Below are 14989 nucleotides of genomic sequence, written 5' to 3'. Positions count from 1 at the left end.
GATTAGCGGTCGTGCTGCGCCGCTACGATTAGAAACGATGCAAGGTAGGATCATGAAAGCGAAGTCTGTCGAAGAGGTTTGGCGGAAGCTCCGCCGGCTCAAACGCAGCACTCCCCTGAGTAAATTCCCCTTTGCGATAGAGGAAGTCAGTTCGAATTTGTATTCGATGGGCAACGGCCTGTTTGTGCATGATCTTCACCTGAGCGACGACGACGAACATAGTCTGCAAGTGCTCTGGGCGGCTGGGTTACTTGCCGCCAAGGGGATTGCGCGGATCACTCGTAATGGTGCCGTGAGAATGCCGAAGAAGGCTTTTGAAATGCCGCCCCCAGCGATCATCCATCCTGCGCTCGAGAGTTGGGAGTACGGCAAGGTATATGAGCGGGCCAAGCGATTGAAGGTGAAGCTGTCCGAGTTCGCGAGCTACGGCAACTTTGGCACTTTTCGCTTCAAGCAAGTGTTTTGGCCGCCGTTCCTCATTTACTACGCATCCCGGAGCGAGCGGAAAACCGAACTGCCGATCGGGGTGCAGCTGAAGTTGGAGGACTGATTAACGCCAATGACGGCCTTGTCAGGGGTACGCGGAGTGACGAAAATACGTGGCTTCCCTGAATCCAATCTTGATGTGAGTTGCTCGTCATGCCTAGTTGCGTGTTGGCTTATTCCGGCGGTCTCGATACTTCGGTCATTCTCGGTTGGCTGATGGAAGAAGGCTACGACGTGCATGCCGTGTACGTCGATCTTGGCCAGCCCTGCGAAGACCGCGCGGCCACCAAAAAGAAGGCCCTCGATTGCGGCGCGAAGAGCAGCCGCATCGTCGACGTGCAGGAAGAACTCTGCCGCGACTTCGCGTTTCCGGTGCTGCAATGGCAAGCCAAATACGAAGGTTGGTATCTGCTCGGCACGTCGATCGCTCGGCCGCTCATCAGCAAAGTGTGCCTCGAAGTGGCCCGCGAAGTCGGCGCCGACGCCTATGCTCACGGCGCAACGGGCAAGGGGAACGATCAGTGCCGTTTCCAACTCGCAGCCGAAGCCCTCAATCCCGCAGTGAAGATCATCGCCCCTTGGCGGATCGAGAAGTTCCGCAAAGCGTTCCCCGGCCGGACCGAAATGATCGCGTACTGTGAGAAGCACAACATTCCGGTGAAGGCCAGCGTCAGCAAGCCTTACAGCAGCGATGAGAACTGTCTGCACATCAGCTACGAAGCGGGCAAGCTCGAAGACCTGAACGTCAACGGCGTCGAGACCGTCGAGTTCGGCATGAGCATCACGCCTCAAAAAGCGCCGGACAAAGTCGAGCAAGTGAAAATCACCTTCGACAAGGGTGTGCCGACCAGCGTGAACGGCAAGACGCTCAGCCCGCTGCAAGTCGTGAAGACGCTAAACGAAATCGGCGGCCGCAACGGCATCGGTCAGATCGACATGGTCGAAAACCGCTTCGTCGGTATGAAGAGCCGCGGCGTGTACGAAGCTCCTGGCATGACGATTCTCTACACGGGCCATCGCGTGATCGAACAACTCACGATGGACCGCGACCTGATGCACCTCCGCGATTCGCTCGCCCCGCAGGTCGCCGAAATGGTGTACTACGGCTTTTGGTATCACGCCAAGATGGACGCGCTCCTCGCCTTCATCAAGGACGCCCAAAAGCACGTGACTGGCGAAGTGACGCTCAACCTCTACAAGGGGAACATCCAAGTTGCGGGACGCAGCAGCCCGAACAATCTGTACGACGAAGGTATCGCCACGATGGAAGGTGGCGGCTCGTACAACCAAACCGATGCAGAAGGGTTCTTGCGCATTCAAGGTCTGCCGGGACGGGTACAGGGCCGAACGACGCCGCGAACGTACTAAATTCGGGGGCGGGAGGCGAGAGACGAGAGGCGGGGGAATTCAGATAAGTGTTCTCTCGCCGCGTTCGCAGAAAAATTGACGTTTCACGCCAAATCCGAATAAGATGGGAGCCATGAGTTACGCTCCTCAACCCGCTGCCGGTGGTTCTAGTGGAACCGTGGTTTTGGTCACGATGGGCGTCTGCGCGCTGAGCCTGGTAGAGCTCGTGGTTGTCGTGGTCGGCTATCTCGCGATGGGTTATGGGGCGTTATTTTCGCGATACTCGAACGAAATGAACCGCCGTGCGCTCGTCGAGCGGGCGGCACAAATGCAGCGCGAAGACCTGGCCCGCCAGCAGCAACCGCCAGCCTGGCCGCCGATGCCTCCGGCCACCATTCCATCGCCGCCGCGCAGCAGTAGTTCGCCCAGCGAGTTTTCGAAGAAGCCGGGCACGTCGTTTACGAGTCTCTCGGCAGTGAATGTCAACGCGCGCGTGCATGTGCTTTGGGGTGGCGCGTGGTATCCAGCTACGGTGATCAGTAAGACGGATACCCAGGCCAAGGTGCATTACGACAACTATTCCGACTCAGATGATGAGTTCGTGGGTGTCGATCGTTTGCGGCGGATGTCGGTCACTGACCCCAAATATCGAAATAACTCCGTCGCGCAATCGAGCACGCCGAGATCAGCCGAGCCAGGCGGAGATTTCAGGGCTCCCTTCAACAGTGCTGTTCCTGCGCAAGACACCGTGACTCGAAATTGGCGCGATCGGTCAGGTAACGTCATCTTTCGCGGATATCTCTATGGAAACTTCGGCCGCGGCGTCCGCTTGATGAGTGGCGGAGGCGGAAATCATGTGTCGAACTCATTTCCGCTGTCCTCGCTTTCGGACGAAGACCAGGCTTACGTCAAGCTCTTCCCCGAGTTGTCGCCCGATGCAGTCCTGTCGGCTGGATCCGAGACTCGCACGCCACCAAGCTTCACGCCGCCTCCCATTTCGCCGCCGACGTTCAATCCTCCGCCGGTCATGGAACCGCCGAGGCCAACTCCTCCACCGGTATCCGCCACGGCAGATCCTTTGAAGACCATGCGGACATGGGTGGATTCAACGGGCGCGCACAAACTCGAAGCGACATTCATCGCGCTCGAAAATGGGCAGGTCAGGCTGCAACGGCCTGATGGAAAGATCGTGACCATGCCGCTCGATAAGCTTTCGGCAGCCGATCGCGCGATGGTGCGGGCGAAGTATCCGAACTAGTCACTGCTCGCGTTATGCACCACTTTTGCGGCGAATCACGAGTAATCCACACGCCGCGGCAATGAGCAGGGCCAGCGAAAGATCGCCGCCGCGCTCGTAGCTCACATAAACGGGCGGACGACGAACATCGTCCTGCGTTTTCGCCTCTGCGAAGTAGACATCGGCCGGTGCAACTTTGTACGGCCAGGCGTCTTCGAATTCGGTGAGATGAAACTCGGCCGGGCCGGTTGTTTCCGGCAGATTCAATTCCGCGAGCAACTGCGTGCGGAGGGCTGATTCCACTTTGCCCGACCAAGCGACTTTGCCTGTCCAAGGCTGTTCGAAGGTGAGGTCGCCCTGGTAGCGGGCATTCGAAATGAAGTAGATCCGCAAGAGACGCTGCGCTGCCGTCAATTGTTGTTTTTGATCCGCGTTTGCGCCGGCGACTTTTTCGTAGTCGGGTTCGCGGTAGGGAAATAGAGGCTTGTCGGTGGCAAACGACAAGCGCAAGGCGCTGGCGTTCACGGTCTTCAGAGCTGCCGATTCTGGCGGCGCGCCTTCTGCAGGTTTTTCGGGAGCGACCTTGAGCGCAGTGAACTTCCAACCTTTTTCGATATAAGGCTTGGCCCATTCAGCCACGGCAGGTGAGTAAGCGTAGTCGTGGTCCTTGAGCCAAGCGGTGAGCGCTTCGGCGTCGTCGGCTTCGAGGACGGTGGCGTTGAAACCGGCGACGAGCTTTTCCTCGAGCACGCGAGCTTCGCCAGTGGCCTTGGCGGCAAATTTGACGTTTGCCATGTCACTGCTGCAGCCGCAACCTCCACCGCCCTGATTGCGCGGCTGATGAATCTCGGCTGGCTTGGTGGCATTCTTCAGCACGTCGAAGGCCGCGTTGCCCGACTCAGCCAGCTCGGGTTGGGCAGGACTGGGAATGATAAAGCCAAAATCCTTGTCATCGGCTTGGAACGACGCCTTGCGAATGAAGTGCTGCATCTTGGCGACAGGATCCCAGAGCATGATGACGGTCTGGTCGGCGTTGACCGCCCAGTTGCCGTAGCGCGGCGCTGGGCAGCAGGCCCAGGCGGGATAGATCATGGCGAGCAGGAACAAACAGGCGGCCGAGTACCGCCGGAAAGAAAACGGAGACATCTGAGGGCTCCTGAAGAGAGGGCCGGAGGAGGATTAGATCTGGGAGCCACGGCGGCCGCGGATTATTCCCGGGCGGTGGTGTGACATCATCGACAGCATGCGAAACAAATGCTGTTCGAACAGGTTTAATAGGAAGTATCGTCGCCGGCAACCGCTGCGGGCTCGCGCACGTAAACGCAGGATTGGACTGGATTTGGGCGCGAAAACTGAGTGACAGCGGTTGCGAGGCGGTATAGAATCGATACAGATGGATCCTCTGAAGACTCGATGGTCTATCAGGGGACCTGCCTTGTGGGCGTTTTGACCGCCGGTTTTGACTGGGACGCCTGGTTAGATTCCCGCCATTGCAGCCGCCAGATTGGCCCCAAACAACCTCGGATGAGGGCCCACGTATGAAAATGACTCTCCCAGCAGTTGGTTTCGTTTTGGCTCCGGCGAAGTGTCGCACGCGCGACCTGCTCGTCCGCCGTTCCCGCCGTGGCAATGCCATCGTAACGATCCTCGCCTTGGTCGTTATCGGCGTGGGCGTGGGTGGCGCGGTGTACTGGACGATGTTCCGCGGCAAAGAGGACAAAGGCCCCGGCCCGATGGTCAAGCAGGTCTCGCAAGGGGCCTACGAATCGGTCGTGCTCGAGCAGGGCGAAATCGAGAGCAGCAGCAACATCGAAATCCGCTGCGAAGTGAAAGGCCGCAACGGCGGCGGCATCACCATTCTCGAAGTGATGCCCGAAGGGGCACAAGTCAAGGAAGGTGACCTGCTCGTTCGCCTCGATTCAAGCGCGCTGGAACAAGAACGGCTGCAGCAAAAGATTGTTGTCAACACCAGCGAAGCTCTGGTTGTGCAAGCCAAGAACACGCTCGACGCGGCCCTGATCTCGCGCAAAGAGTATCTCGAAGGGACGTTCAAGCAGGAAGAGAAACTGTACCTCGGTGAGGTCTTTGTCGCCGAGCAGAACTTGCGAAGCGCGCAACTATCGTTCGACTCGGCTCAGCGCTTGGCCGGCAAAGGCATCCTCAGCCCACTGCAACTCGAAGGGGCCAAGTACGGCGTCGATAACGCCCGCAATCAGCTCGACGGGGCTCAGACCAAGGTCGAAGTTCTCCGCAAATACACCCGCGAGAAGATGCTCAAGCAGTTCGACAGCGACATTGCGACTGCCGATGCCAAGGTGCGAGCCGAAGAGAGCAGCAATCAGTTGGAACGAGATAAGCTCAAAGACATTGAAGAACAGATCGCAAAGTGCGTGATTAAAGCCACGCAGCCTGGCCAAGTGGTTTATGCCAACAAATATAACTCCGGCGGCCGCAGCGGCAGCAGCGCAGAGTTCGTCGTCGAAGCCGGCTCGATGGTGCGTGAACAGCAGCCCATTATCCGGTTGCCCGATCCGCACAACATGCAGGTCAAAGCGCTCATCAATGAAGCCCGCGTGACCAAGGTGCGGCCCGGCCTGCCGGTGACGATCCGCGTCGACGCGCTCAAGGATGAATTGATGCAGGGCGAAGTCATCAAAGTCAATCAATACGCCGAGCCCAGCAGTTGGTCGAGCGGCAGCGTGAAGAAATACGCTGCATACATCAAGATTTTGAGTCCACCCCCTGCCCTTCGCACCGGCATGAACGCCGAAGCCCGCATTCACATTGAACGCCGGCCCGATGCACTCCAAGTTCCCGTGCAGGCGCTGGTCGATCACAAAGGCCATTTCTTTGTGCTCGTGCAGAACGGTGAGAAGCTCGAGACTCGCGAAGTGACGGTCGGTTCCACGAACGACAAAGTCGCCGTGATCGAAAAGGGGCTGGCCGTAAGCGATACGGTGGTCCTGAATCCCCGCCGCGAAGCAGCACTCGACTTGCCAAATCTGCCCGATGCTTCGCCGGTCAAAGTTGTCGCAATTGCCGCGGCGCCAGTGAATGCGAAAGGCCCCGGCGGCGATGGAGAGTCCAAGAAGAAAGGCCCTGGTGGGTTCGGTGGTGGTGCACCAACTGTCGCCAGCATGCTCGAACGGACTCTTGAATCGGACCAAGACAAAGACGGCAAGCTCTCTGCGGGCGAAGTCGAAAATGTGAGTGAGCGGATGCGTCCCTTCCTGGCCGGCGCCGACAAGAATGGCGATGGCTTTCTCGATCGCGATGAGTTGTTGCCCGTGATGGCAGCGCGAGTTGCGGCGATTAAAGCTCAATCGAAGCAAGGCGGCATCTCGGGCACGGGAGGCGGCCAGTGAGTTATGCGGCGAGGCTGATCGACGTTCGCAAAGACTATGTCCTGAAAAGCGAAACCGTACGAGCCTTGCGAGGTGTGACGTTCGACGTTCCCGAAGGGGATTACGTCGCGATCATGGGCCCTTCGGGCTCAGGCAAGAGTACCCTGCTCAACTTGCTCGGCTGCCTCGACAAGCCTTCGGCAGGCAACTTTTTCCTCGGCGAAGACGATGTCGCCAAGATGAACGACAACCAATTGTCGCACACGCGGGCTTCGCGCATCGGCTTCGTCTTTCAGTCGTACAACCTGATTCAACAGCTGACGGTCGTCGAAAACATCGAAGTGCCGTTGTACTACCAAGGCCGAGTGAACGCAGCCTCGCGTAAGCGTTGTCGCGAACTCGCCGATATGGTGGGCCTCGGCGAACGCCTCGGCCATCGGCCGTCGCAATTATCGGGTGGTCAACAGCAGCGTGTGGCGATTGCTCGCAGCCTGGTGAACGATCCGTACTTCATCCTCGCCGACGAAGCGACCGGTAACCTCGACAGCGTGACGACAGAAGAGATCCTGTTTCTCTTTCAACAACTAAACGATGCCGGCAAGACGATCATCCTCGTGACCCACGAAGACGATGTGTCGCAGCACGCGAAACGGATCATCCGGCTGAAAGACGGAGTCGTGCAAGTCGATAAGCAAAACACTAACCGGGTCCTCGCTCGGCCGCGCACCGCGCCCGTTGCGGTCGGCGGAGTCGATGCCAATGCGGCCACGGTAGTGAGTCATTGAACTCAAAATGAACCAAGTAGCTGAATTCGCCAGAATTCAGAAATCGACGATCAATCGCGACTCCCTCTGAATTCTGGCGGATTCAGCTACAGATGAAGCCATGTTTTTCCTTCGCACTTTCCAACTCGGTCTCAAGAGCCTGCTGCTGCATCCGATGCGGTCGCTGTTGACCGTGCTGGGCATTTTCATCGGCGTGGTGAGCGTCATTTGGCTCCTCGCGATTGGTGAAGGAATCAGTCAGGAAGCGCAGCGGCAGATCGAAGGTCTCGGCGCCGACAACATCATCGTCCGTAGCGTGAAACCGCCCGCCGAAGCGACGGCGGGGTTTTCGGGGCCCGTGCCATACGGTTTGAAACGGGACGAATTCGATAAGCTGCAAATGACGATCCCGACGCTGAAATCGGCGCTGCCGATTCGCGAGGTTCGGCGCACGGCGAGTTTCAACGGCCGCGACGTCGACGGCCGCCTGGTGGGCTGCACGCCAGAATATTTCGATGTGACACGGCTCGAACTTGAGCGCGGCCGCTTGCTGACCGAAGCCGATCTGAACAATACCGCCAATCTGTGCGTGCTGGCCTCGACGATGGCCGAGGAATTGTTTCCCTACGAGGATCCGATCGGCCGGCGCGTCTATTTTGCCGAGAGCAAGGACTACTACCAGGTGGTGGGCGTGCTCAAGTATCGCACACCGACAGCGGCAATCGGCGGTTCGCTCGACGCTCAGGATTTTGGCGCCGACATTTACGTGCCGATCTCGACGCTCCGGCAGCGGGTAGGAGATTTCGTGACGACTCGGCGCGGCAGCTCGATGACGACGGAAATCGTCGAACTCAATCAAATCACGCTGCGCATCGACTCAGTGGAGAATGTGCCGGAGACAGCCGACCTGGTCCGTTCAATTCTGCACGTGAAGGATGATTCGCGAGCCGCCAAAAACGGCCTGAAGAAAATCGTCACCGAAGAGGAAAACGCAGCGCCAATCCGCCGCGATGTGGCGGTGATCGTGCCGGAAGAGCTGCTCGAGCAAGCCCGCGTCACGCGACTCATGTTCATGCTCTTCATGGGCCTGATCGCGGCGATCTCGCTCCTCGTCGGCGGCATCGGCATCATGAACATCATGCTCGCGACAGTCACCGAACGAACGCGCGAGATCGGCATCCGCCGAGCCCTCGGTGCCACGCAGGCGCACATCGTTACGCAGTTTCTGGTCGAAACAACGTCCCTCTCGGTCGTCGGCGGCATCACCGGCATTCTGGTCGGCTTGCTCTGTCCGATCGTGATTACCGGGACGCGCGATCTACTCCTGGCCTACGCCCCCAGCGTGATGGCGGACGTACCAGAAGTGGTGCAACGTCTGCAGCCACAGATCGTGCTGCTCTCACTGCCACTGGCCTTCGGCATCTCGGTGCTGGTAGGCGTGGTCTTCGGCATCTACCCCGCGATCCGCGCGGCGAAGATGGATCCGATCGAAGCGCTACGGCATGAGTAGGAGAGGGGCGAGGGACGGGAGGCGAGGGACGAGGGCAATACGGGATAAGCCGCGCAAATGTGTTCCATGCCAACCAACAATCGCCCTGGTGATGATGGTCCTCCGCAGTTGTGGGGGCTTTTAGCGGAACTAACCGCGGACTTGCGGCAAGTTTGGATTTCCGCCGGGGCCGATTGGTTGTCTCGAACTGACGAACCCGGATCGACGGAATGGAGAGGTTTGATTCGCTGTCGCTGCGGCCAGACAGATAGCTTTGCGCTTCGCACAGGCAGCAAGCGATCGTCTGGCTGGATCTCTGGAACTCCCTATGGCGGCACACAACGCTGCGATGCGCATTGTGACAGTTGCGGATTCGAGTTTGTGCTCTTCGATGATGGCCTTCACGGCTACAACGCGGTCGTCTGCAACGAACGCTCGTACCTCCCCGCCGAATATGTAGCTCAAAATCGGACCGTATTACAGCCGGTCGTGTGCGACTGCGGCGGACAGCGGTTCGCTGTCATCGCTTCGGCGATATATGATTCCGAAGACGGCCTGGAACTGACGAAAGTTCAGTGGGCTGACAGCTACGGATCATTCTTCGCATCAGCCAAATGCCTCTGCGGGAAGGTTTGTACCGTCGCGGATGCAGAAACCGCTTAGTTCGAGGCGATTGTACTAATCTCGACTCTCGCGCCTGATCTCCCGTCCCTTCCTCAGTCAATCGTATCCGGATAGACCACCACTTCGATGCGGCGGTTCTTGGACTGGCCTTGCGGCGTCGCGTTGGAAGCGAGCGGATGATTTTCGCCCATGGCGAGAATCGAGAGTTGCCGTGACGGGAGATTGTTCTTCGTCACGAAGTGCTGATAGACGAGTTGGGCCTGGGCGTTCGTCAGCAGGTGCGCATTAACCGCCGTGCCGGGCGTGTTGTCGGCGTGACCTTCGACGATCACGCGTTGCCGTGGGTAGGAACGAGCGATCGCGGAAGCGACTTCGTCCATGATGCGGCTGGCTTCGGGCGTCAGCTGCGCGCTGCCGGGCGTGAACAGTTTGTCGGCGGGGATTTCGATCCGCACCATTTCGCCGTCCTGCTTCACTTCCAGGCCGGGGAGGGTGATCGTTTGCAGCGACTGCTTCACGCTGTTGTTCGCCGTGATGCTCGCGCCGCCACGGAAAGTCGTCGAGGCTTGCAGGGCTTGCAGCTTTTTCGAAGCATCCTGGCTGGCCAGCTGTTCATTCTTCAGCATGCCGGCCGTATCTCCGAGTTGCTTCTTCAGCAGATCGATCTGCTCGAGATACTTCTGCTGCTGTTGCTGGGCTTGAGCCAGTTCGCGAGTCAGATTGCTGTTGTTCAGATCGAGTTGCGAGGTCCGCTTGGTCAGATCTTGCACCGTCGAAGTCAGCGTTTGCTGTTGCTGAGTCCAGACGTTTTTCATCGCCTCCAGCTGCTGCGATGCCTGCTGCTGGGCAACCATCTGCTGATTGGGAGTCGCGGCAATGCCTTGCGCTCCTGGCGCGGTAGGAGCCGCCGAGAAGGCGCCCTGTTTGCAACCCGTCAGCGCGCACGCAGCCGATCCGCACAGAAAGAGTGCGGCAGCGAGACGTCGCGGCTGAGTGAAGCGAAGTTGCATGTGTGATCTAAATAAACCGAGGGGTTCGGTCAGCGGGCGGGATCGTAGCGATTGCTCTATCCGCCAGCAAGGGCGAAACCAACTGCTAGCAAGAGCGCGTATCGGCGGCCCCTGCCCTGCCCCGTTAGAAAATGGACTGCGTTGGCGAATGCGCTACTCGGGCGAAGTCTGCGGCGGTGATTGTTCGGCGGCAGCCTTGGCAGATTTAGCGGTTTCGAACTGGGTAACTTTCCACGAAACCTCGACGGACGAGCCCCATTCGATGCGACGATAACGAGCGGGATAACCGGTTTTCGCGTCAAACTCGCCGCGCAGTGTAAGCCGCGGCGTCGATTGCTCGGACTTCCCCGCCGCGCGGCGTTCGAGGTGATCGATGTCGCGGCTAATCGTGCCGAACATGCCGCGGACGCTCCAGGTGCTGAAGGTTCGTTCTTGCAGCAGCGGCTTGTCATTTCGCCAGGCCGCGATCGCTTTTCCTTCGCGAACTTGCACGCGATACGTCGCGCCTTGAGTGCCGGTGACCTGCACTTCAATGTCGTAGTTCGGCAGTTCGTTCTTTTCCCACTTCGCGCGGGCGGCGTAGAAATCGGCCGGTTTGAGTTCCGGCAATGGATCGGCGACTCGATTGCGCATAACCATCAGCGTCACAATGCCGCCGACGAGCAGTCCAGCCAGCAACCAGAGGACAAATACTCGCGCTTTCATGGCGTTTCACCGCCAAAATGCTTCATCGCCGGAGCGAGGGCCGCGTACGACTTCTTCGCCGCGGCGATGGGATCGTAACCGGCCTTCGAGAAAACCTGGCCGCTGACCTCGACGACAATATCGCCGCTGTAACCGCTTTGGTTAAGTGCTTGAAACAGCTGCGCGTAGTCGATCGTTCCTTCACCGGGGAGCAGGAATTGAAATTTGCCCGGCTCACCTTGAGCATCTTTCACATGGACAAACCTGGTGTGCTCAGCGAGCACTTTGATGGTGTCGCGGCAGTCCATTTTTTGCAGTTCGAAATGGCTGAAGTCATAAGCAGCCGTCAGCCAGGGATTGTTCACCTGCCGCAGCACCCAGGCGAGTTGCTCGGGCCGCTGAATGGCATTGGCGATGTGCGCCTTGATCGCTAGCGGCACCTCGGCTTGTTGCATGACGCGGGCCCATTCGCCCAGGCGGTCGACAAACTGCTGCTTCACCGCTTCCCACTCGGTGGGCTTGCCGCCGAGGACGGTTTCGACCAGCGGCGGATCTTTTTCGCTCATCGAGCGCGAGATTTCGGCCGCTGCTTGCAACCGCTCCAGATTGCCACGATGCTTCGCCTCGTCGCCGAGAATCGGTAAGTTATCCATCAGCGCGGTCAGACGCAGATTATTTTTCGCCAGTCCGTCGCGAAATTCTTTTTGGTCCACGGCAGAAAACTTCGCGCTATCACCCGGCCAATCGGCCAGTACGGGAAGCTCCACGCAGCGATAACCGATCTCGGCGCACTGCACCAGACCTTCGCTGAGTGTGAGCGTCTTCATGCCGTACAGACTGAAGCCCGGCAGCGGCAATCGTCGTTTCTTGGCGTCGGCGCGGGCGCAACGCACGGCAGTAACGAGTGCTGTTGAGCTCGCAGCGATCAGCCAATCGCGCCGAGAGAGAAAATGATTCATCGCAAAATCTCCGTTCCTCGCGATTGTAGTGTAGTCGTCTTTGCTCCGCGCCTTCGCTGCGGCCCGCCTGGATTACGGAACCGTTTTTTTCGGTTCATTGTCCCGCGTCGGCAAATTTTACTGAAGTTCACCAATTCGCCTTGACGAAATAGCACGCATGTTGGTTGAATACGCGTGTCAGGAAAGATGAAGCGATTGTGTAATCGGTTTGTCTGACTGGTGCGCGTTGCAAATGCACGCATCACGCGGCGTTCCCTCAGGGTGTCCCCAGGGGATCGTCTCGCTTCATACGAGGACACCCACGGAAGGAGCCTTACCATGGCAGCTGCCAAAAAGACCACCACCAAGAAGACCCCCGCCAAGTCGACCAAGAAGCCGGCCACCAAGAAGGCCGTTGCTAAGAAGTCGCCGAAGAAGGCTGTGGGCAAGAAGTAGTCCGCTGTACTCGCCTTGCGAGTACACCCGCACGAGTTGCTTCCTGGTGAGTTCCTTTAGCACTAGAGGCGCTAAAAGAACGAACCTAATCGCAACGCACTTCTGATCACAACGAGAAAGGCCGGTCGCTTTCCTACGAAAGCAGCCGGCCTAACGCTTTTCTTGGCGGTTGCTTTTGCCAATCCGCGGAGTGAGACTGAAGAACATCTCATCGGTTCTCATCTCTCGCGAACTGCACTATGCGACGCACACTCTCCTCGTTGCTGATCGCGGCCCTCTTTCTGCTGCTACCCACGCTGGCCATCGCTTGCTTGTGGGATCAAGACACCTTGCTCGCCGAGCGAGCTCGTTTTCCGACGACGCTCGAACTCATTACCGGAAAATTCATCCGGCATAGCCCCGAGTTTTATGAGTGGCGCGTTCAAGATCGCCTGAAGAAGCTGGAGAAAGATCCAGAAAATCTCGCCTGGCTCGATGATCTGGCCGTTGCCTACGACAAGCTTGGTCAGCAGGACCTGGCCATCGAGTTGATGGAGCGGAAAGAAAAGATCAAGCCAGGCCTGTATGAAACAGCGGCCAATCATGGCACGTTCCACGCGCACGCGGGTCGATTGGAGGAAGCACTTCCGTATTTACGGAAGGCCATTGAGATCAATCCCGATGCTCACTTCGGCCGCGAGAAGTATCAAATCCTGCTCATCGAGTACTCGCTCGAAAACCCTGCCGACCTGGGCTTTGCTGATTTTCTCGTGCAGAAAACTCCAGACTACCTCGCGCTCGCCGATCAACAGGCAGCCGTTAAAGGCGTGCTGGGAATCATGCGGTTTGGCAACCACGACAATCCCAAAGTGCTCGCAGCGCTGGCAAGTCTACTGGATTATGGAAGATACGAGCTGCCCGAAAACGACGCTAAAGCACTGGCGACTCGCGCCTATCTGAAAGCCGCTTCTCTTACGAAAGATGAAGAGCAAGCCCGCAAATGGCGAGAGCTGGCCGAGAAAACGATCCATCGACAGACCGATGTGCCTCTCGAAATGGCGGAAGGCGAATTGCGCCGCGAGCTAGCCGATGCTAGTGAATGGTACGCGAAATTAAGAGAGCGCGAACTCGGCTGGATTAAGGCTGGCGTCGACGTTGATGCTGAGTTCGCGAAACTCTACAGCTCCGATCCTGCGGTGATACAGACTCGCAAAGAAGGCAGCCTTGACCACAATCAAATACTTCGCCGCAACAACCTGAGGTTGCTAACCCTCTTCGTCGCGGTTGTAATCGCGCTCGTCATCGCACTCGTGGCTGCCATCTATGGCGCTATCCGCGCAATGCAGCCGCCGCGCGTAGTGCGAGTCGAAACGGCCGAAGAGCAAGCGTAGTCATCAACCTCGCAGGAGTTCGGCGGTTTGGGGTTAACTCACCGCACGAACTGCGGGTAAGCCGTTATGGCCCACGGCATTGTTAGCGAGATTATTCCTGCCACGAGCGCTGCCGTGTTTGCCGTGCTGCACGACTACGGCCGGCGACTGGAGTGGGATACGTTGCTCTCGGCTGCTTATCTGCACGAAGGTTTTTCCGCGGCCGATCGGGGCGCAATTTCCACCTGCATCGGCCGAGCCGCCTTGGGAAAGGTTGCGCTTACGACCAAGTATGTGTCATTCTCGCCCGGCCGCCTCGCAGCCGTGAAGATGACACGCGGGCCATGGCTCTTCGAGCGCTGGGCCGCTTCGATCAAGCATGCAGATCTGGGCGATGGGCGCTCGCGAATTACCTACGCTTGGCAGTTCACCGCGTGGCCGAGAGTGCTGCGCTGGCTGATCGAACCGCTAGTGAATGCCATCTTCTGCTGGGAAACTCGCAAGCGACTCGCGGCGCTCCGCAAGTTTATGGCTACTGCGGGTTGGTATTCGCCGGCTGTTGCGGCGGAGCGGCGCTGAGCTGCGAGAGAACTTGCAGCACGCCATTGAGATGGGCCAAGCGAGGGCCGAAGCGATCGACGAATTCGTTGAGCATGAAGTCGCTGTCGTTGAGCGATTCTTCGTTTTCGAAGACTTCGGTCGTGATGTTTTGCAGGAACTGCGTTTGCACCTTGCTCAGTGTCTCGGTCGCGTACCGGCAAGCTTCGGCCAGCTTTGGGTTGGCTTCTTTCCACTGGTTGAGTTCGGCGACGCGCTGCTTCTGGCCTTGGCTCAGATGGTTCGAAATTTCTTCCAGCAGCGTGACTTCTCGCTTTTGCGTTTCGACCATTTGCCGCAGCAGTTGGACGATCAGCTCATTCGCATCAATCTTGGATTGATTGGCAGCTTCGGTCCGGGGATCGGCGGAAACGTCGATGCTGAACATGGCCGAAAACTGGCGGGGATCGAGCGACATGCGGAGTAGTTCCTTGGCGAGAGTCATTTCAGTATACACGGCTCGCGCTGTCTGTCGAGCAAATGGAAAACTTTAGGAAAAACCGCAGGAATCCACCGAGTTGACAGTTGGCCGGCGTTAAGTTCAAGACGTTTGCGGGGCACGCCGATGGTGAATCTGTCACCTGTGTCACCTGCCCGTGACGATAAATAGCGATGACAGCAGTCGTCACGCACTTGTCGACTGTCCCGCCTCGCCTGCGTACCC

General features: G+C 58.3%; 13 protein-coding genes. 8 read left to right on the top strand and 5 right to left on the bottom strand.

All coding sequences use genetic code 11. From position 1 onward, the window contains the following. Nucleotides 1–52: 52 nt before the first annotated feature. The 3 genes from M9Q49_RS03675 (at nucleotide 53) to M9Q49_RS03665 (ending at nucleotide 3091) form a co-directional block, all read left to right on the top strand. Nucleotides 53–550 carry a hypothetical protein gene (locus tag M9Q49_RS03675; RefSeq protein ID WP_254507299.1) on the top strand — a complete coding sequence of 166 codons (498 nt, stop codon included), beginning with the start codon at nucleotides 53–55 and terminating at the stop codon, nucleotides 548–550. A gap of 89 nt (nucleotides 551–639) precedes the next feature. Continuing rightward, complete coding sequence (locus M9Q49_RS03670; protein WP_254507298.1) at nucleotides 640–1854, top strand: argininosuccinate synthase; 1215 nt, start codon at nucleotides 640–642, stop codon at nucleotides 1852–1854. A gap of 112 nt (nucleotides 1855–1966) precedes the next feature. Further along, the gene (locus tag M9Q49_RS03665) at nucleotides 1967–3091 is read left to right on the top strand and encodes an SHD1 domain-containing protein (RefSeq protein WP_254507297.1); all 1125 of its coding nucleotides are present in this window, start codon (nucleotides 1967–1969) and stop codon (nucleotides 3089–3091) included. Nucleotides 3092–3103: 12 nt separating this feature from the next. On the opposite strand, the gene M9Q49_RS03660 is transcribed toward M9Q49_RS03665, so the two are convergent. Beyond that, nucleotides 3104–4216 (bottom strand): DUF2330 domain-containing protein, encoded by a 1113-nt coding sequence (locus M9Q49_RS03660; RefSeq protein WP_254507296.1) that lies wholly within the window; start codon nucleotides 4214–4216, stop codon nucleotides 3104–3106. A gap of 392 nt (nucleotides 4217–4608) precedes the next feature. Here M9Q49_RS03660 and M9Q49_RS03655 point away from each other — a divergent pair, with 392 nt between their 5' ends. From M9Q49_RS03655 to M9Q49_RS03645, 3 genes are all read left to right on the top strand, one after another. Beyond that, complete coding sequence (locus tag M9Q49_RS03655; RefSeq protein WP_254507295.1) at nucleotides 4609–6435, top strand: HlyD family efflux transporter periplasmic adaptor subunit; 1827 nt, start codon at nucleotides 4609–4611, stop codon at nucleotides 6433–6435. Next, nucleotides 6432–7199: an ABC transporter ATP-binding protein gene (locus M9Q49_RS03650; protein WP_254507294.1), complete on the top strand. Its 768-nt coding sequence runs from the start codon at nucleotides 6432–6434 to the stop codon at nucleotides 7197–7199. Before M9Q49_RS03655 ends, M9Q49_RS03650 begins: the two co-directional genes overlap by 4 nt. Nucleotides 7200–7299: 100 nt before the next feature. Next, complete coding sequence (locus tag M9Q49_RS03645) at nucleotides 7300–8688, top strand: ABC transporter permease (RefSeq protein ID WP_254507293.1); 1389 nt, start codon at nucleotides 7300–7302, stop codon at nucleotides 8686–8688. 695 nt (nucleotides 8689–9383) lie between these two features. Here the strand turns inward: M9Q49_RS03645 and M9Q49_RS03640 are convergent. The 3 genes from M9Q49_RS03640 to M9Q49_RS03630 all read right to left on the bottom strand — a co-directional run bounded on the left by M9Q49_RS03640 (nucleotide 9384) and on the right by M9Q49_RS03630 (nucleotide 11944). Then, entirely contained in the window at nucleotides 9384–10301 is a 918-nt protein-coding gene (locus tag M9Q49_RS03640; protein ID WP_254507292.1) for an OmpA/MotB family protein, read from the bottom strand. 153 nt (nucleotides 10302–10454) lie between these two features. Continuing rightward, on the bottom strand, nucleotides 10455–11006 hold the full coding sequence (locus tag M9Q49_RS03635) for a DUF6174 domain-containing protein (RefSeq protein WP_254507291.1): 552 nt from the start codon (nucleotides 11004–11006) through the stop codon (nucleotides 10455–10457). Beyond that, nucleotides 11003–11944 (bottom strand): sugar phosphate isomerase/epimerase family protein, encoded by a 942-nt coding sequence (locus M9Q49_RS03630; RefSeq protein WP_254507290.1) that lies wholly within the window; start codon nucleotides 11942–11944, stop codon nucleotides 11003–11005. The genes M9Q49_RS03635 and M9Q49_RS03630 overlap by 4 nt, the downstream gene beginning before the upstream one ends. 674 nt (nucleotides 11945–12618) lie before the next feature. Here M9Q49_RS03630 and M9Q49_RS03625 point away from each other — a divergent pair. Then, a complete protein-coding gene (locus tag M9Q49_RS03625; RefSeq protein ID WP_254507289.1) occupies nucleotides 12619–13749 on the top strand; it encodes a tetratricopeptide repeat protein in 1131 nt (376 codons plus the stop codon). Nucleotides 13750–13815: 66 nt separating this feature from the next. Then, the gene (locus tag M9Q49_RS03620; protein ID WP_254507288.1) at nucleotides 13816–14307 is read left to right on the top strand and encodes an SRPBCC family protein; all 492 of its coding nucleotides are present in this window, start codon (nucleotides 13816–13818) and stop codon (nucleotides 14305–14307) included. On the opposite strand, the gene M9Q49_RS03615 is transcribed toward M9Q49_RS03620, so the two are convergent. Beyond that, a complete protein-coding gene (locus M9Q49_RS03615; protein ID WP_254507287.1) occupies nucleotides 14261–14782 on the bottom strand; it encodes a hypothetical protein in 522 nt (173 codons plus the stop codon). The genes M9Q49_RS03620 and M9Q49_RS03615 overlap by 47 nt on opposite strands. Nucleotides 14783–14989 lie beyond the last annotated feature (207 nt).

This window comes from Anatilimnocola floriformis, assembly GCF_024256385.1.
Classification (GTDB): Bacteria; Planctomycetota; Planctomycetia; order Pirellulales; family Pirellulaceae; genus Anatilimnocola; species Anatilimnocola floriformis.
Note: the sequence above shows the minus strand (reverse complement) of the source record. Positions and strands in the feature narration are given on the sequence as shown.